The 24,876-nt window shown below is 76.0% G+C and carries 5 protein-coding genes; all 5 read left to right on the forward strand.

The genetic code is table 11. The features are described 5' to 3' along the window. The first annotated feature begins 9 nt into the window (after nucleotides 1–9). Entirely contained in the window at nucleotides 10–19,980 is a 19,971-nt protein-coding gene (locus ACF1BE_RS07780) for a non-ribosomal peptide synthase/polyketide synthase (RefSeq protein WP_392198069.1), read from the forward strand. Nucleotides 19,981–20,111: 131 nt separating this feature from the next. Continuing rightward, nucleotides 20,112–20,315 (forward strand): MbtH family NRPS accessory protein, encoded by a 204-nt coding sequence (locus ACF1BE_RS07785; protein ID WP_067045059.1) that lies wholly within the window; start codon nucleotides 20,112–20,114, stop codon nucleotides 20,313–20,315. Nucleotides 20,316–20,469: 154 nt separating this feature from the next. After that, nucleotides 20,470–21,081, forward strand: a complete 612-nt coding sequence (locus ACF1BE_RS07790; protein ID WP_392198070.1) for a GNAT family N-acetyltransferase — start codon at nucleotides 20,470–20,472, stop codon at nucleotides 21,079–21,081. Further along, nucleotides 21,078–22,325 (forward strand): MFS transporter, encoded by a 1,248-nt coding sequence (locus tag ACF1BE_RS07795; protein WP_392198071.1) that lies wholly within the window; start codon nucleotides 21,078–21,080, stop codon nucleotides 22,323–22,325. Before ACF1BE_RS07790 ends, ACF1BE_RS07795 begins: the two co-directional genes overlap by 4 nt. A 53-nt stretch (nucleotides 22,326–22,378) precedes the next feature. Then, nucleotides 22,379–24,826: a SpoIIE family protein phosphatase gene (locus ACF1BE_RS07800; RefSeq protein ID WP_392198072.1), complete on the forward strand. Its 2,448-nt coding sequence runs from the start codon at nucleotides 22,379–22,381 to the stop codon at nucleotides 24,824–24,826. The last annotated feature ends 50 nt before the right edge of the window (nucleotides 24,827–24,876 follow it).

Here is a 24,876-nt window from a genome sequence, read left to right on the forward strand (position 1 = left end):
CCGACGACCATGACGTCTTCGACCCCGTCGAACCCCGACCACCGCCCCGGCTCCCCGGCGTCCGCCCGGCAGGACCGCGCCGAGGCCCTCCCCGCCGACCTCCGCGAGGCACTGCGCCGGCGCCTCGCCGGACGGGCCGGGGCCGCCGCCCCGGGCACGAGGCAGGGCATCCCGCGCGCCGACCGGGACCGCCCGCTGCCCCTGTCCTTCGCCCAGCAGCGCCTGTGGTTCCTGGACCGCCTGCGCCCCGGCGACGCGCGCTACAACAGCGCGGTCGCGGTCCGTCTCACCGGCACCCCGGACCACGAGGCGCTGCGCGAGGCCCTGACCGTCGTGGTGGCCCGGCACGAGGCGCTGCGCACCACGTTCACGGAGACCGACGGCCGGCCCGTACAGACCGTGCACCCGGCGGCCCCGGTGCCGCTGCCCCTCCGCGACGCCGGCGACCTGGACGCGGCCCTGCGCCAGGAGTACTCCCGCCCCTTCGACCTGCGGCAGGGCCCCCTGCTGCGGGCGCTGCTGCTGCGCGAGTCCGCCACCTCGCACGTGCTGCTGCTGACCGCCCATCACATCGTCACCGACGGCTGGTCGATGGGCCTGGTCCTGGACGAACTGTGCACCGCCTACGACGCCCTCGTCCGGGGCGCCGCACCGGACCTGCCGCCGGTGGCCACGCAGTACCCGGACTTCGCGGTGTGGCAGCGCGAGCAGCTCTCCGGGACCCGCCTGGAGAAGCACCTCGCCCACTGGAAGGACCGGCTGACCGGCGCGGTGGCCCCCGAACTGCCCCTGGACCGGCCGCGGCGCGGGGAGGAGGCGGGTGCGGGCGCCGTCCACACCTTCACCGTCCCCGCCCGTCTCACGGCCCGGCTGCGCGACCTCGCCAGAGACCACCGCACCACCCTGCACACCGCGCTGGTCGCAGCCACCCAGGCCCTGCTGGCCCGCTGGTCCGGCCAGGACGACATCACCGTCGGTTCCCTCACTCCCGGCCGGTCCCGCACCGACCTGGAACGGACCGTCGGCTTCTTCGTGAACACGGTCGTGCTGCGCACCACGGTGGACCCGTCCGCCACCTTCCGTGACCTGCTCGCCCGGACGGCCGACACGGTCAACGCCGCCTTCGCCCACGGCGACACGCCGTTCGAGCGGATCGTGGAAGCCGTGGGCGCACGCCGTGAGGCGGGCCGCAACCCGCTGTTCGACGTGCTCGTCCTGCTGCACCCCGACCCCCCGGCCGCGACCGCCCCGCACGGACTCGGCACCGCGCCGGTCACCGTGCCCCGGCAGGCGGCCACCTTCGACCTCAGCGTGGAGTTCGTACCGGACGGCGAGCACCTCACCGGTCTGCTGGAGTACCGCACCGACCTGTTCGACCCGGCCACCGCCGAGCGGATGACCGGACAGCTGCTGCGCCTCCTGGACGGCGCCGCCGGCGCGCCCGACCGGCCCCTGGGCAGCCTGCCCCTGCTGTCCGAGGAGGAGACCCGGCAGGTCGTCCACGACTGGAACCCCGCCGCGCCGCCGGTGGCCGACACCACCTACCCCGCCCTCTTCGAGCGGCGGGCCGCCCGCACACCCGGCGCCCTCGCCCTCGTCGCCGGCGGCGAACGGCTCGACTACGCCACCCTCAACGCCCGCGCCAACCGGCTCGCCCACCACCTCATCGCCCTGGGCGCCGGCCCCGAACAGCTGGTCGCGCTGCGGCTGCCGCGCACCGCCGACATGATCGTGGCGATCCTCGCGACCTGGAAGTCCGGCGCCGGCTACCTGCCCCTGGACCCGGCCCTGCCCGAGGAACGCGTCCGGTACCTCCTCGACGACGCCCGCCCCGCCCTGGTCCTGGACGAGGCCGCCCTGCGCGCGGTGCCCGCCACCGCCCCGGACACCGACCCCACCGACGCCGACCGGCGCGCCCCGCTGCACCCGCAGAACATCGCCTACGTCATCCACACCTCCGGCTCCACCGGCCGCCCCAAGGGCGTCGCCGTGGCCCACCGTTCGGCCGTGCGCCTGCTGGCCGCCCACCGCGAGGGCTTCGTCGCCGACGCGGGCGGCGGCCCGCTGAGGGTCGCCCTCACCGCGTCGTTCTCCTTCGACACCTCCCTGGAGGGCGTGCTGCTGATGGCCGACGGCCACCCGCTGCACCTGGTCGACGAGGTCACCCGGATGGACCCGGCCGCCCTGGTCGAGTACGTGGTCGAACACCGCGTCGACTTCCTCGACGTCACCCCGTCCTACCTGCGGCAGCTGCTGCCCGCCGGGCTGCTCACCGACCCCCGGCACCACCCCCGCGTCCTCATGCTCGGCGGCGAGGCCGTCGGCCCCGCGCTGTGGCGCGAGCTGGCCGCCCACCCGGACGTGACGGCCCACAACTTCTACGGCCCCACCGAGTGCACGGTCGACGCGCTGTCCTGCCGTATCGACGGCGGTGACCGCCCCCTGGTGGGCCGCCCCCTGCCCGGGGTCCGCGCCTACGTCCTGGACGACCGGCTCCAGCCGGTCCCGCCCGGCGTCGGCGGCGAGCTGTACCTCGCCGGCGCCCAGCTGGCCCGCGGCTACACCGGCCGCCCCGGCCTGACCGCCGCCCGCTTCCCCGCCGACCCCTACGGACCGCCCGGCACCCGCATGTACCGCACCGGCGACCTGGCCCGCTGGACCGCCGACGGCCGCCTGGACTACCTCGGCCGCGCCGACGACCAGGTCAAGGTGCGCGGCCACCGCATCGAGCCCGGGGAGATCGAGGCCGCCCTGCTCGCCCTGCCGGGAATCGGCGCCGCCGCGGTCGTCGCCGCACCCGACGCGCACGGCCACACCCGCCTCGCCGCCTACGTCGTCCCCGCGCCCGGCGCGCCCCGGCCCGTCCCCGCCGACCTGCGGGCGGCCCTGCGCCGCACCCTGCCGGACCCCCTGGTCCCGTCCTCCTTCACCCCGCTCGACGCGCTGCCGCTGACCACCAGCGGAAAGCTGGACCGCCGCGCCCTGCCCGCCCCCGCGCCCACCGAGGGGCAGCGCGAGTTCGCCGCCCCCCGCACCCCCGACGAAGAGACCCTGGCCGGCATCTGGGCCGAGGTGCTCGGCGTGCCCCGGGTCGGCGTCACGGACAACTTCTTCGAGCTGGGCGGCGACTCGATCCTCAGCATCCAGGCCGTCGCCCGGGCCCGCGCCGCGGGCCTGCGGATCGGCTCCCAGGACGTCTTCCGCCACCAGACCGTCGCCGACCTGGCCGCCGCCGCGTCCCACCGCACCGCGCCCCTGCCCGCGCCCCGGCGCCCGCACGAGGACGGGCCCGCCCCGCTCACCCCGGTCCAGGAGTGGTTCCTCGCCACTCACGGCCCGCTGCGGCACTTCAGCATGTCGATGCTGCTCGACCTGCCCCACGACCTCGACCGGCACGCACTGGAACGGGCGCTGGAAGCCGTCGTGGCCCACCACCCGTCCCTGCGCGCCCGGTTCACCCGCACCGAGCGGACCTGGCGGCAGCACCCCGGCACCGGACCGGCCACCGCCCTGCTGACCCGTCCCGACCCCGCGACCCCGCCCGCCGAGGCCGCCGACGCCGCCCGCGCCGCCCTGGACCCGGCCACCGGAGCCCTGCTGCGCGCCGCCCTGCTGACCGGCGGCGAACGGCCCCAGCTGTTCCTCACCGCCCACCACCTGGCGGTGGACAGCGTCTCCTGGCGGGTACTGCTCGCCGACCTCGAACTGGCCTACCGGCAGGCCGTGGCGGGCGGGGAGATCCGGCTCGAACCCGAACACACCCCGTTCGCCGACTGGGCGCGCCGGCTCGCCGAACGGGTGCGCGCCGGTGACCTGGACGACGACCTGCCGTACTGGACCGAGGAGGCCGCCCAGCCCCGCACCCCGCTGCCCGTGGATCTCCCCGGCACCCCGCTCGCCGGGTCCGTGCGCACCGTACGCACCCGCGTGGACCGCGCCACCACCGACGCGCTGCTGCGCCGCGTGCCGGGCGTGTACCGCACCCAGGTCAACGACGTGCTGCTGAGCGCGCTGGGCCGGGTCCTCGCCGACTGGACGGGCACGGACCGGGTGACCGTCGCCCTGGAGGGCCACGGACGCGAGGAGGACCTGGCCGAGGGCACCGACCTGTCCCGCACGGTCGGCTGGTTCACCACCCAGTACCCGGTGACCCTCACCCCGGCGGACCCGGCAGACTGGGGCGCCACCCTCAAGGCCGTCAAGGAGCGGCTGCGGGCCGTACCCCGCCGTGGGCTGACCTACCAGGCCCTCGGCCACCTCGGCTCACCCCGGCCGGAGGCCCGCGCCCTCGGCCCGCTCCCGCTGCCCGCCGTCTGCTTCACCTACCACGGCCAGTGGGAGGCCGCCCCCGGAGGGGACTTCGCGCCCACCGCCGGCGTACCCGGCCGCGACGTGGACCCCGCCCGGCCGCTGGACCACCTGCTGGACGTCTCCGCCGTGGTCTCCGACGGCGAGCTGGAGATCACCTGGCACTACAGCGACCAGGTGCACCGGCCCGGCACCGTGCGGCGGCTGGCCGACGGCATGGTGGGCGCGCTCGCCGCCATCGCCGAGCACTGCGCCCGCCCCGGCGCGGGCGGCCGTACCCCCTCCGACTTCCCGCTCGCCCGCCTTGACCAGGCCGGCGTGGACCGGCTCGCCGGCGACGGCCGGGACGTGGAGGACCTGCTGCCGCTCACCCCGCTCCAGGAGGGCATGCTCTTCCACCGGCTCGTCGGCGGACCGGACGACGTGTACGTCGACCAGGCCGCGCTGCTGCTGGAGGGCGTCAGCGACCCCGACGCCCTGGCCGTCGCCTGGCAGCGGGTCACCGACCGCACCCCCGCGCTGCGCACCCGGGTGGTGTGGGAGGACGTGCCGGTGCCGCTCCAGGTCGTGCACCGCCGCGTCACCGTACCGGTGGAGCGGTTCGACTGGCGTGAGCTGGACGCGGCGGAGCGGGCCGGCCGGCTCGCCCGGCTGCGCGCCGACGACCTCGCGCGCGGCATCGACCTCGACACCGCGCCCCTGATGCGGCTGACGCTCGTCCGGCTGCCCGACGCCCGGCTGCAGCTGCTGTGGACCTCCCACCATCTGATCCTGGACGGCTGGAGCCTCGCCCAGGTGCTCACCGACGTGTTCGAGGAGTACGCGGCGCTCACCGCCGGCACCGAGCCGCGGCCCCCGGTACGGCGGCCGTTCGGCGACTACGTGCGCTGGCTGGCCGGCCAGGACACCGACGCCGCCCACGCGCACTGGCGTACCGTCCTCGACGGCTTCGCCACCCCCACCCCGCTGCCCGCCGACCGCGTCCGGCGTCCCGGGCACGAGACCCGCTCCGCCGACGTGCACACGGCCGGACTGTCCGAGGAGGTCTCCGCACGGCTGGCCCGCACCGCCCGGTCCGCCGGACTCACCCTCGGCACCGTGGTGCAGGGCGCCTGGGCGCTGCTGCTGTCCCGCTACAGCGCCGAACCGGACGTGCTGTTCGGCACCACCGTCTCCGGGCGCCCCGACGACCTGCCCGGTGCCGAGTCGATGGTGGGCATGTTCATCAACACCCTGCCCACCCGCGTCCGGGTGGACGGCGGTCGTACCGCCACCGCCTGGCTCAGGGAACTCCAGGAGGCCCAGGCCGAGGCCCGGCGGTTCGCCGCGGTGTCCCTCGCCGAACTGACCGGCCTGAGCGACGTGCCCGCCGGCAGTCCGCTGTTCGACAGCATGGTCGCCTTCGAGAACTACCCCTTCGACGAGGCGGGTGCGGCCGGTTCCGGGATACGCCTGACGGACGTCTCCTCCCGGGACGCCACCAACTACCCCCTCGTCCTGCGGGCCTACCAGGGCGAGCGGTTCGGCTTCGACCTCGCCTACGACCCCGCTCTGTTCGACGCCACGACCGTCCGGGCGCTCGCCGGCCGGCTGTGCCTGCTCCTCACCGAGCTGGCCGACGACCCGGACCGCCCGCTGCACGCCCTCGCCTGGACCACCGCCGAGGAACGGCAGCGGCTGCTCACCGAGTGGAACGGCACCGCCGAGGGCCGGCCCGCCGAGACGCTGGCCGAACTGTTCGCGGCACAGGCCGCCCGTACGCCCGACGCCGAGGCCGTCAGCTGCGGTGACGACCGCCTCGACTACGCCACCCTGGACGCGCGGGCGAACCGCCTCGCCCACCGGCTCGCCGAACTCGGCGCCGGACCCGAGACGTTCGTGGCCCTGGCGCTGCCCCGCTCCACCGACCTCGTCGTGGCCGTCCTCGCCGTGCTGAAGGCCGGCGCCGCCTACCTGCCCGTCGACCCCGCGCTGCCCGCCGAACGCGTCCGGAGCATCCTCGCCGACGCCCGGCCGGTGGCACTGGTGACCACCGCCGGGACCGAGGCCGGAACCACCGTCCCCGTCCTGCTGCTCGACGACCCCGCCGTACGGCAGGACCTGGCCCGGCGTCCGGCCACCGGCCCGGCGGACCCGGCCCGCCGCCCGCTGCCCGACAGCCCCGCCTACGCCATCTACACCTCCGGCTCCACCGGCCGCCCCAAGGGCGTCGTCGTCCCGCACGCCAACGTGGTCCGGCTGTTCACGCGCACCCGGCAGTGGTTCGGCTTCGGACCCGACGACGTGTGGACCCTGTTCCACTCCTACGCCTTCGACTTCTCGGTGTGGGAGCTGTGGGGCCCGCTGCTGCACGGCGGCCGGCTCGTCGTCGTCCCCGAGGACATCGCGCGCTCCCCGGAGGACTTCCTGCGGCTGCTCGCCGACGAACAGGTCACCGTTCTCAACCAGACCCCCTCCGCGTTCTACCCGCTGATCCGCGCGGACGCCGAACTCCCCGCCACCGGCGACCGGCTGGCGCTGCGCACCGTGATATTCGGCGGTGAGGCGCTGGACGTCACCCGCCTCGCCGACTGGTACGGCCGCCACCCGGACACCGCGCCCCGCCTGGTCAACATGTACGGCATCACCGAGACCACCGTGCACGTCACCTACGCGCCCCTGGACCGCGACGCCGCCCGGGGCGGCACCGCGAGCCCCATCGGCACCGGCATACCCGACCTGCGGGTCCACGTCCTCGACGACACCCTCAGGCCCGTACCGCCCGGCGCGGTGGGGGAGTTGTTCGTCGCCGGCGAAGGCCTGGCGCGCGGCTACCTGAACCGGCCCGGCCTCACCGCGGCCCGTTTCCCCGCCGACCCGTTCGGGCGGCCCGGCACCCGCATGTACCGCACCGGCGACCGGGCCCGCCGGCGGGCCGACGGCACCCTGGAGTACCTGGGCCGCGCCGACCAGCAGGTCAAGATCCGCGGCTACCGCATCGAACCCGGCGAGATCGAGGCCGCCCTGCACACCCACCGGGGCGTGGGCGCGGCGGCCGTCGGCGTGTACGAGGACACCGCCGGGACCCGCCGGCTCGTGGCCCACGTCGTCGGCACCGGCACCGGCGACCGCGCCGTGCCGCCCCCCTCCGCCACGGAACTCCGCGCCCACCTGGAGCGGCTGCTGCCCGCGCACATGGTGCCCGCGGCCTACGTGCCGATGACCGCCCTGCCGCTCACCGTCAACGGAAAGCTCGACCGGCGCGCCCTGCCCGCCCCCGGCCCCGACGGCTTCGCCGCCGGCGCCGCGCGGACCGCGCCGCGCACCCCCGCCGAACGGCTCGTCGCCGCCGCGTGGACCGACGTCCTGGACACCGACGAGGTCGGAGCCGACGACGACTTCTTCGCCCTCGGCGGTGACTCCATCCTCGCCGTCCGCGTCACCTCCCGGCTGCGGTCCGCCTTCGGCACCGACGTCTCGCCCCGGCTGCTGTTCACCCACCCCACGCTGTCCGGACTCGCGGCGGCGCTGGGCGACCCCGGGACCGGGAGCACCGACGACGCCATCCCGGCCGCCGGCGAGGACGCCCCGGCCCCCCTGTCGTACGCCCAGCAACGGCTGTGGTTCCTCGATCGGTTCGAGCCGGGCAGCACCGAGTACACGACCCTGTCGGTGCTGCGCCTGCGCGGCCCGCTGGACCCCGGCGCGCTGCGCACCGCCCTGGACGGCCTGGTCGCCCGGCACGGGACGCTGCGCACCACGTTCGCCGAACACGACGGCCAGGCACGGCAGATCGTCCACCCGCCGCGGCCCGTCGGCCTCCCCGTGGAGGACCTCGCGGACCCCGCCGCACTGGACGCCCTCATCGAGCACGAGGCCGCCACCCCGTTCGACCTGGCCACCGGACCGCTGCTGCGCGCCCGCCTGGCCCGGCTCGCCGCCGACGAGCACGTCCTCGTCCTCGCCGTGCACCACATCGCCACCGACGGCTGGTCCGTGGGCGTCCTCGGCCGGGACCTGGGCGAGCTGTACGCGGCGGCCCTGGACGGCCGCCGCCCCGCCCTGCCCGCCCTGCCGGTCCGCTACACCGACTACGCCGCCTGGCAGCGCGGACGCGCCGGCCACGCCGACGCCGACCTCGCGCACTGGCGCCGGGCCCTCGACGGGGTGACCCCGCTGGAACTGCCCACCGACCGGCCCCGCCCGGCCGTCCGCACCCGCGACGGCGCCCTGGTGACCTTCACCCTGCCCGCCGCGCTGACCGGACGGCTGCGCGAACGCGGCCGGGAGGCCGACGCCACCCTCTACATGACCCTGGTGACGGCCTGCCAGGTGCTGCTCGCCCGTTGGGCCGGCCAGGAGGACGTCACCGTCGGCACCGTCACCGCCGGCCGCGAGAGGCCCGAACTGCACGACATGGTCGGCATGTTCGTCACGACTCTCGTGCTGCGCGCCCGCGTCCGCCCCGACCTGCCCTTCCGGGAGCTGCTCACCGAGGTGCGCGCCACGGTGCTGGAGGCGTTCGCCCACCAGGACGTCCCCTTCGAGCGCGTCGTGGACGCACTCCAGCCCGAACGCGACACCAGCCGCACCCCGCTGTTCCAGGTGATGGTCGCGCTGCACAACCTGGGTGCCGAGACGCCCCGGCTGCCCGGCCTCACGGTGGAACCGGTGACCCCACCGGTCCGCAACGCCACCTTCGACCTCGCCTTCGACTTCGTGGAGAGCGACGGCGGCCTCACCGGCTACCTTGAGTACAACACCGGGCTCTTCGACGCCGGCACCGCCGAGCGGCTCGCCGACCGGCTGCGGATCCTGCTGGAGGCCGCCGCCGAGGACCCGGAGCGGGCCGTGGGCGCCCTGCCGCTGATGACCGCCGACGAACGGCAGCAGGTGCTCCGGTACGGCACGGGCGCCCGCCTGTCCGAGCCGGACACCACCTTCCCGGCCCTGTTCGAGGCCCAGGCCGCCCGCACCCCGCACCACACCGCCCTGGTGGCCCGGGACGCCACCCTGGACTTCGCCGCGCTGAACCAGCGGGCCAACCGGCTCGCTCACCACCTCATCGCCGGCGGCGCCGGCCCCGAGGACGTGGTCGCGGTACGGCTCCCACGCACCTCCGACCTGGTGGTGGCGGTGCTCGCGGTCCTCAAGGCGGGAGCCACCCTGGTCTGCCTCGACCCCGCGCTCCCGGAGGACCGTGTCGCGTTCCTCCTCGACGACGTCCGCCCGCACACCCTGCTCACCGGCCTCGGCGCGGTGCCCTGGGACCGGCTGCCCGCCCACGACCCGGCCGACGCGGACCGCGTCCGGCCGCTGCTGCCCGGGCACACCGCCTACGTCATCCACACCTCCGGCTCCACCGGCCGCCCCAAGGGCGTCGCCGTCGAACACCGGCAGCTGGTCAACCTCTGCCACGACCACCGCGAGAACCTGCTCGCCCCGCACACCGCCGGCGGGCGGCGGCTGCGGGGCGCGCTCAGCGCCTCCTTCTCCTTCGACACCTCCTGGGAAGGGCCGCTGCTGCTCGCCCTCGGCCACGAGCTCCACCTCGTCGACGAGGACGTACGCCTGGACCCGGAGGCGTTCTGCGCCCAGGTCGCCGCACACCGCCTCGACCTGGTCAACGTCACCCCCTCCTTCCTGCGCGAACTGACCTCCGCCGGTCTGCTCGCCCCCGGCCGCCACCACCCGAGGCTGCTGCTCGTCGGCGGCGAGGCCGTCACCACGGCCACCTGGCAGGACCTCGTGCGCGCCGAACGCGAGCTGGGCGTGGCCGTGTACAACATGTACGGGCCCACCGAGTGCACCGTCGACGCCGTCTACGGCCGCTGCGCCGACCGGCCCGGCCGGCCGGTCCTCGGCCGCCCCGGCGGCAACCTGCGGGCCTACGTCCTCGACGGGGCGCTGCGCCCGGTGCCGCCCGGGACACCCGGCGAGCTGTACCTGGCCGGGGCGCAGGTCGCCCGCGGCTACCTGGGCCGGCCCGGACTGACCGCCGCCCGCTTCCTCGCCGACCCGTTCGGCGCGCCGGGCGAGCGCATGTACCGCACCGGGGACCGGGCCCGCTGGGACCGGGACGGACTCCTCGAGTTCCTCGGCCGCGCCGACGAACAGGTCAAGATCCGCGGGTTCCGTATCGAGCCCGGCGAGGTGGAGGCCGCCCTCCTCGGCCACCCCGATGTCACCGACGCGGCGGTGACCGCCCGGGAGCACGCCGGCCGTCTCATGCTGGTCGCCTACGTGGTGCCCACCGCCGGCCGGACCCCCTCCGCCGACGGACTGCGGGTCGCCCTGCGCCGTGTCCTGCCCGACCACATGGTGCCCGCCGCGTTCGTCACGCTCACCCGCATCCCGCGCACCACCAGCGGCAAGACCGACCGGCGTGCCCTGCCCGCCCCGCCCGCGCAGCCCGACAGCGCCACCCCGTACACCGCCCCCCGCACCGGCACCGAGGAGCGCCTCGCCGCGATCTGGGCCGACGTCCTCGGCGTCGAACGGGTCGGCACCCGGGACAACTTCTTCGCGCTCGGCGGCGACTCGATCCTCAGCATCCAGATCGTCTCCCGCGCCCGGCAGGCCGGCCTCGCCCTCACCACCAAGGACGTCTTCCGCCACCAGACGGTCGCCGAACTCGCCCTGCGCACCAGCGAGTCGGCGCCCCGGACGACGGCAGGCGACGACACCCCGGCCGAGGCGCCGCTCACCCCCATCCAGCACTGGTACCTGGACGGGCGCGACCCCGGGCAGACGCTGCGCTTCACCATGACCCAGCGCCTCGAACTCGCCCCGGCCGCGGACCCCCTGGCCCTGCGGCAGGCCACCGACACCCTCGTACGCCACCACGCTGCCCTGCGGACCCGGTTCCGCCGCACCGGTGACGGCTGGCGTCAGGAGGTGCTGGACGAGGCACCGGACGCCGTCTTCACCCGGCACGACCTGACCGGCCTGGACGACGGGGCGGTGGAGAGGGAGGCGCAGCGGCTCACGGACGAGGCACAGGCCGCCCTCGACCCCGCCGAGGGCCGGGTCGTCCGCGTCCTGTTCCTCGACCTCGGCCCCCGACGGCCGGGGCAACTCGTCATCACCGCCCACCACCTGGTGATCGACGGCGTCTCCTGGCGCATCCTGCTGGCGGACCTGGAGACCGCCCACCGGGCCGCCGCGGCCGGGCACCCGGCCGCACTGCCCGCCCCGGGCACGTCCTACGGCCACTGGGCCGCCCGCCTGGACCGGCACACCCGCTCCGGCGGCCTGGACGCGGACCTGCCCTACTGGACACGGACCTGCGCCGCCCCGGTCGCGCTGCCCGCCGGACGGCCCGGCACCAACACCCACGGCACCGCCGACACCGTCACCGTCACCCTGGACGCCGAGACCACCGACGCCCTGCTGCGGCAGGTCCCCGAGGTCTACCGCACCCAGGTCAACGACGTGCTGCTCAGCGCCCTCGGCCGCACCCTGGCCCGCTGGTGCGGGCGCGACACCGTGCTGCTCGGCGTGGAGGGCCACGGCCGGGAGGACCTGTTCGACGACGTCGACCTGTCGCGGACCGTGGGCTGGTTCACCGCCGAGTTCCCCCTCGCCCTGCGCGTCGACCCCGACGCCGGCTGGCACGACACCCTTCGCTCCGTCAAGGAGCAGCTGCGCGCCGTACCGCTGCACGGCCTGAGCCACGGCGCCCTGCGCCACCTCCGGCCCGACAGCCCGCTCACCTCCGCCCCGGCCCCCCAGGTCGGCTTCAACTACCACGGCCAGTGGGATGCCGGCGGCTCCACCGCCGACGGCCTGGTCCGCGGCTCCCTGCCCCCGGCCGGCCGGGACACCGACCCCGACGAACCCCGCCCCTACCTCCTGGACGTCACCGGAGTGGTCCAGGAGGGCCGCCTCGAACTCGGCTGGACCTACCCGGCGGAGATCTACGACCGGGCCACCGTCGGCCGGCTCGCCGAGGAGACCACCGCGGCCCTGCGCGACCTCGTGGCACACTGCGCCCGGCCCGGCGCGGGCGGCCGCACCCCCTCCGACTTCCCCCTCGCCGGCCTCACCCAGGACCGGCTGGACCGGCTCGTCGGCGACGGCCGGCACGTCGAGGACGTCCTGCCGCTCACCCCGCTCCAGTCGGGCATGCTCTTCCACGGCCTCGTCGACACCGAGCACGCCTACTTCGACCGCACCGCCGTACGGCTGTCCGGCGTGGCCGACCCGGACGCCTTCGCCGCGGCCTGGCAGCAGGTCGCCGACCGCACCCCGGCCCTGCGCACGAGCGTCCACTGGCAGGGCCTGCCCCACCCCGTCCAGATCGTCCACCGGCACGCCGCACTGCCCGTCACCCACCTCGACTGGCGCACCCTCACCCCCGGACAGCGCACCGAGGCCACCGACCGGCTGCTGGCCGAGGACCGCGCGGCGGGCATGGACCTCACCGCCGCACCGCTGACCCGCCTCACCCTGGCCGCCCTGCCCGGCGACGAGGTGCTGCTGCTGTGGTCCACCCACCACATCGTCCTCGACGGCTGGAGCACCGGACAGCTGCTCACCGAGGTCTGCGCACGCTACGCCGAGCTGACCGGCGGCCCGCACACACCACCCCCGGTACGGCGGCCCTTCGCGGACTTCCTGCACTGGCTGCGCGAGCAGGACGAGACGGCGGCCGAGCGGCACTGGGCCGACGCCCTGGCCGGGTTCACCGCCCGCACCCCGCTGCCGTACGACCGCACGCCCGCCGAGGCGCACCGGGCCCGGTCCGCCGCGGCCGTCCACCACGAGCTGGACACCGGCGTCTCGCAGCGGCTGCGGGAGACCGCCGCCCGCGCCGGGCTCACCGTCAACACCGTGGTGGAGGGCGCCTGGGCGCTGCTGCTGGCCCGGTACAGCGGCCGGGACGACGTGGTGTTCGGCACCACCGTCTCCGGCCGCCCGGCCGAACTGCCCGGCGTCGAAGGCATGATCGGCATGTTCATCAACACGGTGCCGACCCGCGTCCGCGTACCGTCCGGGCCCGTACTGCCGTGGCTGCGCGGCCTCCAGGAGCGGCAGAGCGACGCCCGCCGCTTCGACTACCTCGCCCTGCCCCGCATCCAGGCCGCCACCGGGATCCCCGCCGGGGAACCGCTCTTCGACAGCATGGTGGTCTTCGAGAACTACCCCGTGGACGAGGCGGCCACGGCCCGCACGGGCGTCCGTGTCGAGGAGGTGCGCGCCGACGACGCCACCACCTTCCCCTGGTGCCTGCGCGCCCACCTGGCCGAGCGGCTCGGCTTCGACCTCTCCTACGACCCCGCCCTGTTCGACGCAGGCACCGCCGAGCGCGCCGCGGACCGGCTCGCCGCCCTGCTCACCGCCCTCGCCGACAAGGACGGCATCGGCCTCGACGACCCGGACCTGCTCACCGACGACCTGGACCTGCTCACCCCGGCCGACCGCGGCCTGCTGGCCGCCTGGAACACCACCGCCCGCCGGGCCGCCCCGCGCAGCCCGGTGGACCTGTTCGCCGAGCAGGCCCGCCGCGCCCCGGACACGACAGCGGTGTCCGACGGCGACCGTTCGGTGACCTACCGGGAACTGGCCGAGTGGTCCGGCGCCCTGTCCGCCCGGCTGCTGGCCGGCGGGCTGGCCCCCGAGGACCGGGTGGCGCTGCTGATGGACCGCTCCGCCGAACTCGTCGTCGCCCAGCTCGCGGTGCTCATGGCGGGCGGCGCCTACGTGCCCGTCGACACCCGGGCCCCCGAGGAGCGCCGCCGCACCCTCCTCGCCCAGGCGGGCGCGACCGTCCGGCTCACCGCCGCCGAGGTGGCCGCCGCCCGCCCCGGGACCCGGGACGAGCCGACACCGCAAGCCGGTCCCGACCGGCCGGCGCACGGCACCGGCGCGGGGGAGCAGGCGCCGCCCGCCGATCCCGACCGGCTGGCGTACGTGATGTTCACCTCCGGCTCGACCGGCCGGCCCAAGGCGGTCGCCGTACGCCACCGTGACGTCGCGGCGCTCGCCACCGACAGCCGGTTCGCCGGCGGTGTGTCCGCCCGGGTGCTGCTGCACTCGCCGGTGGCCTTCGACGCGGCCACCTTCGAGGTGTGGGCGCCCCTCCTCAACGGCGGCTGCGTCGTCGTGGCCCCCGGCGACGGGGTGGACGCGGCCCTGATCCGCCGGCTGACCGCCGGTGACGGGCTGAGCGCGCTGTGGCTGACCGCAGGTCTGTTCCGGCTGCTCGCACAGGACGCGCCGGACTGCTTCCGCGGCCTCGGCCAGGTCTGGACCGGCGGCGATGTCGTCCCCGCCCAGGCCGTGCGCCGCGTCCTGGCCGCCTGCCCCGGACTGACCGTCGTGGACGGCTACGGGCCCACCGAGACCACCACCTTCGCGACCTCGTACGCGCTCACGGACCCGGCGGCGGTGCCCGACACCGTTCCCGTCGGCCACCCCCTGGACGACATGCGCGTCCACGTCCTCGACGCCCGGCTGCGGCCCGTACCGCCGGGCTGTGCGGGCGAGCTGTACGTGGCCGGAGAGGGCGTCGCCCGCGGCTACCTCGGCCGTCCCGGCGACACCGCGGCCCGCTTCCTCGCCGACCCCTGCGGTCCGCCCGGGGCCCGGATGTACCGCACGGGCGACCTGGCCCGGCGTCGGCCGGACGGCACCGTCGAGTTCCTGGGCCGCGCCGACGACCAGGTCAAGATCCGCGGTTTCCGGGTGGAGCCCGGCGAGGTCGAGGCGGCGCTCGCCGCCCACCCCGGTGTCGTGGACGTGGCCGTGCTGGCCCGCGAGGACCGGCCGGGCGCCAGGCGGCTCGTGGCCTACGTCGTCGGCCCGGCCGGCCGGGACACCGAGGAACTGCGGGACTTCGCCGCCCGCGCCCTGCCCGAGTACCTCGTCCCCGGTGCCTTCGTCCCCCTCGACGCCCTCCCGCTGAGCGGCAACGGCAAGGTGGACCGGACGGCGCTGCCCGCCCCGCGGGCCTCGGCACAGGCCGGGCGGGTGGAGCCGCGCACCGCGGCCGAGCGCCGCACGGCGGACGTCTTCGGCGAGGTGCTGGGCATCGAACCGCCCGGCGTCGAGGACGACTTCTTCCGGCTCGGCGGCGACTCGATCCTGTCCATCCGGCTCGCCTCCCGCCTCGCCGAGGACTTCGACACCGACCTCACCCCCCGGGCGGTGTTCAGCCATCCCACGCCCGCCGGCCTGGCCCGGCTGCTCGGCACCCGGCAGGGCAGCGGCCGGCCGGAGATCGTCCCGGCCGCCCGCGAGGGGGCCGCGCCGATGTCGTACGCCCAGCAACGCCTGTGGTTCCTGGAGGAGTTCGCCCCCGGCGGCGCCGAGTACGTGACCGCGCTCGCCCTGCGCCTGCAGGGCACCCTGGACACCGGCGCGCTCCATGCGGCCCTCGGTGCCCTGGTGGCCCGGCACGAGTCGCTGCGCACCACCTTCGACAGCGTCGACGGACACGGCGTACAGCGCGTCCACCCGCCGCAGGAGGTACCGCTGCCGGTGCGCGACCTGTCCCGCCTCACCGACGGCGAACGGGAGCCCGCGCTGCGGGCCCTGCTCGCCGGGGAACGCTCCCGACCCTTCGACCTGCGTCAGGGACCACTGCTGCGTGCCGGGCTGGTCCGGCTCGCCGACCACGACCACGTACTCACCCTCACGCTGCACCACATCGTCACCGACGGCTGGTCCACCTCCGTCCTGCTCGGCGACCTCGCCCACCTCTACCGGGCCGAACTGGGCCTGGCGCACGAGGAGCTGCCGCCGCTGCCGGTGCAGTACGCCGACTACGCGCACTGGCAGCGCACGGCCGGCGCCGCCGACGCGGACGGGCAGCTCGCCTACTGGAAGCAGCACCTGGCGGGCACCGCACCGCTGGACCTGCCCACCGACCGGCCCCGGCCGCCGGTGCGCACCAGCGCCGGCGCCACCACCCCCCTGGTGGTGTCCGCCCGGACGGCCCGGCGGCTGACCGGGCTCGCCCGGGACCGGGGAACCACCCTGTTCACCACGCTCGTCGCCGCCGCGCAGGCCTATCTGGCCCGGCTCTCCGGTGCGGACGACATCGCCGTCGGCACCGTCACCTCCGGCCGCGACCGGGCCGAGACCCAGGCCCTGGTCGGGTTCTTCGTCAACACCCTGGTGCTGCGGTCCCGGGCCGACGCCGAACAGCCGTTCACCACCTTCCTGGGCGCGGTGCGGCAGACCGTCCTCGACGCCTTCGCCCACCAGGACGTGCCCTTCGAGCGGGTCGTGGACGAGGTGCAGCCGGTCCGCGACACCAGCCGCAGCCCGCTCTTCCAGGTCATGGTCGTCCTCCAGAACACCCCGGCGGCCGACCTCCACCTGCCCGGGCTGGACGTCACCGACGTCGAACCGGAGTCGGAGCAGGCCGCGTTCGACCTCACCCTGGAGTTCGCCGAGACCGGTTCCGGAGCCCTGCACGGCCTGCTCACCTACAACACCGACCTGTTCGACGCCGCCACCGCCGAGCGGATGGCCGGCCAGCTCGGCACCCTGCTGGACGCCGTCGCCGAGAACCCGGACCGCCCGCTCGGCGCCCTGCCGCTGACCTCCGACGACGACCTGAAGACCCTGCTGGACCAGGGCCGCGGCACCTTCCGCCCGGTGCCCGAGGCGACCCTGCCCGACCTGTTCGAACGGCAGGCGGCCCGCACCCCGGACGCGGTGGCACTCGTGGACGGCGACCGGGAGCTGACCTACGCCGACGTCGACCGGGCGGCCAACCGGCTGGCCCACCGGCTGCTGCGGGACGGCGTCGGACCGGAGCGGGTGGTGGCCCTGGCCCTGCCCCGCTCCGCGGCGACGGTGGTGGCCCAGCTCGCCGTCGCCAAGGCCGGCGGCGCGTTCCTGCCCGTCGACCCCGACTACCCGCCGCAGCGACGCGAGTTCATGATCCGGGACGCGAACACCCACCTGGTCCTCGGCGACCCCGCCGAGGTGTGGACCGCCGACGGGCCACAGACCGCGCCCACGGACGCCGACCGCCCCACCGCGCTCACCCCCGCGCACCCCGCCTACGTCATCTACACCTCGGGATCCACCGGCACCCCCAAGGGCGTGGCGGTCACCCACCGGGGACTGGCCGCCTTCGCCGCGTCCGCCGCCGAACAGTACGCGGCGGGCCCCGGCGACCGGGTGCTCCAGTTCGCCTCGCCCAGCTTCGACGCCTCCGTCCTGGAACTGTGCGTCTCCCTGCTCAGCGGGGCCGCCCTGGTCACCGGTGAGGAGGGGCCGCTGGTCGGGGAACGGCTGGCGGAGGTGCTCGCCGAGCGGCGCATCACCCACACCCTGATCCCGCCGGCCGCGCTGGCCACCGTGGCGCCCGAGACCGCCGCCGCCCTGCCCGCCCTGCGCACACTGATCGTGGGCGCCGAGGCCTGCCCCGCCGACCTGGTGGAGACCTGGGCGCCCGGCCGTCGGATGATCAACTCCTACGGGCCCACCGAGGCCACGGTCGTCGCCACCTGGACCGGCCCGCTGACCCCCGGCACCGGCGCCCCGCCGATCGGCCGCCCCGCCGGCAGCACCCGCGTCCACGTGCTGGACGCCGCCCTGCGGCCCGTCCCGCCCGGCGTGACCGGCGAGCTGTACATCGCGGGGCCCGGACTCGCCCGCGGCTACCCGGGCCGGCCCGGGCTCACCGCCCAGCGGTTCGTCGCCGACCCGTTCGGTGCGCCGGGGGAGCGGATGTACCGCACCGGGGACCTGGTCCGCTGGACCGCCGACGGCCTGCTCCGCTTCGCCGGACGCGCCGACGACCAGGTCAAACTGCGCGGCTTCCGCATCGAACCCGGGGAGATCGAGAGCGCGCTGCGCCGCAGCCCCCTGGTGCGGGACGCGGTCGTGGCCGTACGCGAGGCGGACACGCCCGGCGCCCCCGCCCGGCTCGTGGCCTACGTCGTCCAGGCCGAGCCGTCCGCCGCGCTGCCCGTCGGCGAGCTGCGGCTGCACCTGGGCGGGCTGCTGCCGCCGCACATGGTGCCGTCGGCCTTCGTGCCGCTCGACCGGCTGCCGCTCACCCCGAACGGCAAGACCGACCGGCGGGCCCTGCCCGCACCCGGGCCCGCCCGCGCCGGTGACGGGCCACGGACCGCGCCGCGCACCGCCACCGAACGCCGCATCGCCCGAATCTGGGCCGACGTGCTGGGCATCGACGAGGTCGGCGCGGACGACAACTTCTTCGCGCTCGGCGGCGACTCGGTCCTGAGCATGCAGGTCGTCTCCCGGCTGCGCCGCGACGGCCTGCACATCGCCACCCGGGACCTGTTCACCCACCAGACCGTCGCCGACCTCGCCACGGTCGTCCGCAGCGCGCCGCAGCGGTCCGGGGAGGGTCCCGTGACCGGCGAGGTGCCGCTCACCCCGATCCAGCACTGGTTCCTGACCAGCCCGCGCGCCGCCCACCAGCACTTCAACCAGTCGGCGCTGCTGGAACTCGACGGCACCCCCGACCCGCGGGCGCTGCGGGCCGCCCTCGACGCGCTGCTGGAGCACCACGACGCCCTGCGCATGCGGTTCACCCGGGAGGCGGACGGCTGGCGGCAGTTCAACCCGCCGCCCGCCGGCGGCCACGACATCCTCACCCGCCACGACCTCACCGGGCTGTCCGCCGAGGACGCCGACGCGGCCATGGCCAAGGCCGCCGACGAGCTGCACGCGGGCTTCGACCTGGCCCACGGCCCGCAACTGCGCGCGGCGCTGTTCACCGGCGAACCGGGCCGGCCCGTATTCCTCCTCCTCGTCGCCCACCACCTGGTCGTGGACGCCGTCTCCTGGCGCATCCTCCGCGACGACCTGGAGACCGCCTACCGGCAGGCGCTCCAGGGCGCCCCGGTCACGCTGGGGGAGCGCGGCACCAGCTTCCGCGCGTGGTCGCGGGGACTGGCCGCGTTCGTCGCCGACGGCGGTCTCGACCACGAACTGCCGCACTGGGAACAGGCGGTACGCGCCGAACCCGCCCCGGCGGACCCGGCTCCGGCGCCCCGGCCGGGACCGGCGGCCGTGGTGAGCGTGGAACTCGGCGAGGAGGACACCGAGGCCCTGCTGCGCTCCGCGCCCACCGCCTACCGCACGCGGGTCAACGACGTCCTGCTCGCCGCCCTCGCCCTGGCGCTGGCCCGCTGGACCGGACACGACCGGGTCCGCCTGGACCTGGAGGGCCACGGCCGCGAGGACCTCCTCGACGGCGTCGACCTCTCCCGCACCGTCGGCTGGTTCACCACCGTCTACCCGGTCGCCCTCCAGGTGTCCGACCCCGGCCACCTCGGCCCGGACCGCGACTGGCGGTCCCTGGTGAAGTCCGTGCGCCGCCAGCTGCGGGCCGTGCCCGGCAACGGCATCGGCTTCGGCGCCCTGCGCACCTTCGGACCGCCCCAGGTCCGCGAGCGCCTCGGCGGCAGCGCACACAGCCAGGTGGTCTTCAACTACCTCGGCCAGTGGGACGCCCGCCCCGACACCGGGGACGGCGGCCTGGTCCGCGCCGAACACGGCTCCTTCGGGCAGGACCACGACCCCCGGGACCCCGGCTCGCACCTGGTGGAGGTGGTGGGCGCCGTACAGCACGGCCGTCTCGCCTTCACCTGGCACCACCGGCCCGGCGTCCACGACACGGAGACCGTCCGCCGCGTGGCCGAGGAGTTCGCCGAGGCCCTGCGCCACCTCGCCCGGCACGCCAGGGGAGGCCGGTGACGACCCTCCGCCCCCGCGGGGCGCCCCGCCGGCGAACCGACCGGCACGGCCCCCGCTCACCCCGCGCCCCGACCCGCCCGCACGACCCTCCCGAGCCGACCATCCCGACCACACGACCTGAGGAATCCGACATGGACGAGAACACCCGCTACCAGGTGCTGCGCAACGACGAGGAGCAGTACTCCCTCTGGCCCGCCGACATCGAGGTCCCCGCCGGCTGGCAGCCCGTCGGCAAGGAGGGCACCGAGGCCGAGTGCTCCGCCTACGTCGACGAGGTCTGGACCGACATGCGTCCGAAGAGCCTGCGCGAGCGCATGGAGAACGCCGGGGCCTGACCCGGCCGCGACACCGGCACGCCGGGCCGGCCGCACCAGGCCGGCCCGGCACCCCAGCCCCCACGTCCCACGCTCCCCCACGCCTTCCCGCCCCGGCGCCCCACCGCCCTCGGCCCGCACGGCACCGCACCACATCACTTCCGAGGAGCCCGCCATGACCCCCGTCCTGCGCACCGAACGCCTGGAGTTCCTGCCGTACCGGCCCGAGCACGAGGACGCCTTCGTCGGCCTGCTGCGCGACGAGGAGGTGTGCCGCTGGATGGGCCAGGACCTCGTACCCGAACCGGAGGTCCGCGAGCTGTTCCGCGCCATCCTCACCGAGGTGTACCCGCAACGCCGCTTCGACGTGTGGGGCCTGTGGCTGGCCGGCACGTACGTCGGTCACGCCGAGGTGAAGCGGACCGGCAACGTGGACGGCCACGAACTCGTCACCGCGCTCGCCCCGGGCTACTGGGGGCGTGGACTGGGCGGCGAGGTGGTGCGCGGCCTGCTCCGGCACGCCGCCGACAACCTGGGAGTCACCGAGGCGTACGGCATGGTGGGCGCCGGGAACACCGCCAGCCTCGCCATGTGCCGCCGGCTGGGCTTCCGGCACGTCCGGGACGTCGTCGACGACGACGGCAACGTCACCAAGCTGCTCGTCATCCCGACCACGCCCGTCCAGGAGTCGGTGGCCCCCCCGACACCGCCGCTCACCGCGCCACCCGCACCCGCCCCACCCCGCGACGCTCCCCTGGAGTCCTCGGACACCAAGGACCCCGTGTGACCCGGCCGCCGCTCACCGAGGATGCCGCCGGGCGCGCGACCGGCCGGCCGCCGAGCCTGTGGCGCAACCGCGACTTCAACCTGCTGTGGACCGGTCAGTGCCTGTCCGACCTGGGCGGCGCCATGGTGGACCTGGCCCTGCCCCTGCTGGTCCTGCAGTGGACCGGGTCCCCGGCGCAGGCCGGACTCGTCGGCACCGCCGGCCTCGTCACCACGATGGTGTGCCGGCTGCCGGCCGGTGTCCTCGCCGACCGCTTCGACCGGCGCCGGCTCATGATCGTCTGCGATGTCCTGCGGATCGCCGTGTACGCCCTCCTCGGATGCGCGGTCGTCACGGACACGGCGTCGCTCCCGTTGATCCTCGCGGCGGTCGTGGCCGGCGCCGCCGCCACCGCCGTCTTCAGCACCGCCGAGCACGCCTCGGTCCGCAACCTGGTCCGCACCGACCAGCTGACCACCGCGGTCGCCCGCAACGAGGCGCGGGCCTACGGCGTCTCGCTGGCCGGCCCGCCGCTGGGCGGTCTGCTGTTCGGGCTGGGCCGGGCGCTGCCCTTCCTCGGCAACGCGCTCAGCTTCCTGCTGTCCCTGGCGGCCGTCCTGTTCATCCGCCGGCCCCTCCAGCAGGCCCGGCAGGAGGCGCCCCCGGCCGCCGTCGCGTCGGCCACGCAGGGCGTGCGGTTCCTGCTGGGCCATCCGTTCCTGCGGGCCCTGCTGCTGGTCGCCGCCCCGCTCAACATGGCCTTCACCGGCATGATCTTCGCGATGACCCTCTCGCTCCGGCGCGCCGGCCTGTCGCCGTTCCTCGTCGGCCTCGCCGGCACGATCTTCGCGCTGGGCGGGTTCCTCGGCGCCTTCGCCGCCCCGGCGCTCCAGCGCCGGCTGCGCCTGCCCGTCCTGATCACGCTGCTGTGCTGGGTGACCGCCGCGCTCATGACGGTCGGCACCCTGCTGGCCACCACCGTCTGGGCCGCCGTACCGCTGGCCGCCGCCGTGTTCCTCGGGCCCACCGCGAACGCCGCCCTCTTCGGACACCAGGCCGCCGTCACCCCGGACCATCTCCAGGGCCGCGTCGTCGGCGGGCTCCTGCTCGCCGCCGGCTCGGCCAGCGCCCTCGCCCCCGCCCTCGCCGGAGCACTGCTGGCCCGGTGGGAGCCGAGGACGGCCCTGCTGGTCTTCCCGGTGCTGGTGGCCGTCGCCGCGTTGACGGCCACCTTCAGCAGGGGCATCCGGACGACAGCCGCCTGAGCCACGTCACCGGGGCTGCGCGGACGGCCGATACGCGCTGTAATGGCGAAGTGGTGAGTGAGGGCGCTGCGATCAGCGCAACCAGAACGGTGCCGGAGCGGGCCGGAGCCGCCCTCGCGTCGCTGCTGGCGTCACCGGCCACCCCCGACCGGCTCCGCCGGGTCCTGGAACAGGCCCTCGTGTTCGGGGGGGCGTCCTTCGCCGGGGTGTACACACCCGGCGGCGATCCCGCGCAGCTGCTCCTCGCCGAGTCGGCCGGCCTGCCCCGCACCCTCTACGGCCTCCGGGACGGCTACGCGGCCACCGGCGCGTCCCCGGTCGCCGAGGCCCACCGCACCGGCCGGCCGCAGTGGCTCGGCCCCGCCGAACTGGCCGGCTGCGCCGACGCGCGCCGCACCCCGTCCGCCGACTTCTCCGTGGCCGCCCTGCCGCTCGGCCCGGCCGGTGGCGGCTGCCTGCTGGCCGTCGGCGAGCACCCCGGCGGCTTCCACGGCGACGAACGCGCCTGCCTGGAGCTGATCGCCCACACCGTCGCCGTACCCGCACCGGACGTCGTGTGCGACACCGGCGAGCTGCCCGAGGACGCCTTCAGCCTGGCCATGGACACCGGCCGGGTGGAGGTCGGCGACGCGATCCTGCGGCTGTTCGCCATCAGCCGGGAGGACTTCGACGGCCGGGTGGAGTCCCTGCTCGGCCGCACGGTGCCCGAGGACCTGCCCGCGCTGATGTCCGTGGTCGAGGCCGACCACATGGCCATCGGCGACCGCGAGCTGGAGTTCCGCATCCTCCAGCCCACCGGGCCGCCCAGGTGGCTGCGGCTGCGCGGCCGGCTGCTGCTCAGCGGGAAGGGCCGCTCCGCCCGGCTCGTCGGCACCGTCACCGACGCCTCCACGGAGCGTTCCGGCGTCACCGACGTGGCCCGCGTGCAGCGCCTGGCCGCCTCGCTCACCACCGCCGGCACCGTCAAGGACGTCGGCCGGGCCGTCGTCGCCGCACTGCGCAAGCCGCTCCGGGCCGACCGGATCGCGCTCGCCGAACTGGAGAACGACCGGCTCGTGGTCACCGTCCTCGACCCGCCCCAGCCCGAGGCGTGGCCCGACGTGTGGCGCAGCGAATGGCGCAGCGAATGGCCCGACGCACCGGTGCGGTCCATGCCCACCCTGGCCGCCGCGCTGCGCGAGGGCCGTACCCGGATCTGGTCCGAGGGCCCCGAGCTGGAACCCGCCCTCGCCGACGTCGGCCGCGGCGGCCTCGCCGTACTGCCCCTGCCCGCCGGCGGCCGCATGGCCGGCGCCTGCCTGATCGGCTGGGACCGCCCGCACGACTTCACCCCCGACGAACGCGCCCTGCTCACCGCCTGCGCCGCCCTGACCGGCCAGGCCCTGTTGCGAGCCCACGCCTTCGACGCCGAGCACGAGCTCGTCGGCATGCTCCAGCGCACCCTGCTGCCGCGCCGCCTGCCCCGGCTGCCCGGCGCGGTCGCCGTCGCCCGCTACCTGCCGACCACGGCGGGCCTGGAGGTCGGCGGCGACTGGTACGACGTGATCCCGCTCGCCGACAACCACGTCGCCCTGGTCATCGGCGACGTCCAGGGCCACAACGCGGGCGCCGCCACCCTGATGGGCCAGATGCGCACCGCGCTGCGCGCCTACGCCGTCGAGGGCCACACCCCCGACGTCGTCGTCGCCCACGCCAACCGGCTGCTGCTGGACATGGAGACCGACCTGTTCGCCACCTGCGCCTATGTCGACATCGACATCGAGCAGGGCACCGCCTGGTGCGTACGCGCCGGTCACGTGCAGCCCGTGCTGCGCCACCCGGACGGCACCCCGGAAGTGGTGCAGGCCGAGGGCGGCCCGCCGCTCGGCGTGCTCGGACAGGCCGAGTTTCCGATGACCCCGCTCCGGCTGCAACCCGGCACGGTGATCGCGCTGACCACCGACGGCCTGGTGGAGTCCGCCGCCACCGACCTCGACGCCGGCATGGACCGCCTCGCCCGCGAACTGGCCGCCGCCGACCCCGCCCACCTCGGACTGGTCGCCGACGCCCTGCTCACCGGTGCGCACCGCGGGGACGACGTGGCCCTGCTGCTGATGCGTTACGACGGCATGGCCGTACGGCCGCTGCGGGAGAGCTGGACGGTGTGGCGGGTGCCGGAGGCGGTGCGGCACGCCCGCCGTTTCACCCGGCGCACCCTGCGGACCTGGAGCGTGCCCCAGGACACGGTCGACGCCGCCCTGCTGGTCGTCTCCGAGCTGGTCACCAACGCCCTGGTGCACACCGGCGGCCCGGTCCGGCTCGACCTCGGTCTGGTCAACCACCGGCTGCGGCTCGCCGTGGCCGACTCCTCGCCGCGCAGCCCCGTCCAGCCGGCCAGCATCGGCTGGGAGGCCACCGGCGGCCGGGGCATCCTGCTGGTGGAGGCCGTGTCCGCGACCTGGGGCACCATCCCGGTCAGCGGTGGGAAACAGGTCTGGGCGGACCTGGTGCTCGACGGCTGATCCGCCGGCCGGGCAGCGGCGCGGGGGAGCCGTTCGGACAGTTTGGGGAG

The sequence above is a fragment of the Streptomyces sp. NPDC014991 genome, assembly GCF_043080665.1.
GTDB lineage: Bacteria > Actinomycetota > Actinomycetes > Streptomycetales > Streptomycetaceae > Streptomyces.

Excerpts from the sequence above, each read along its gene's own strand:
- ACF1BE_RS07780 (WP_392198069.1), top strand. The coding sequence starts at position 10 with ATGACGTCTTCGACCCCGTCGAACCCCGACCACCGCCCCGGCTCCCCG.
- ACF1BE_RS07785 (WP_067045059.1), top strand. The coding sequence starts at position 20,112 with ATGGACGAGAACACCCGCTACCAGGTGCTGCGCAACGACGAGGAGCAG.
- ACF1BE_RS07790 (WP_392198070.1), top strand. The coding sequence starts at position 20,470 with ATGACCCCCGTCCTGCGCACCGAACGCCTGGAGTTCCTGCCGTACCGG.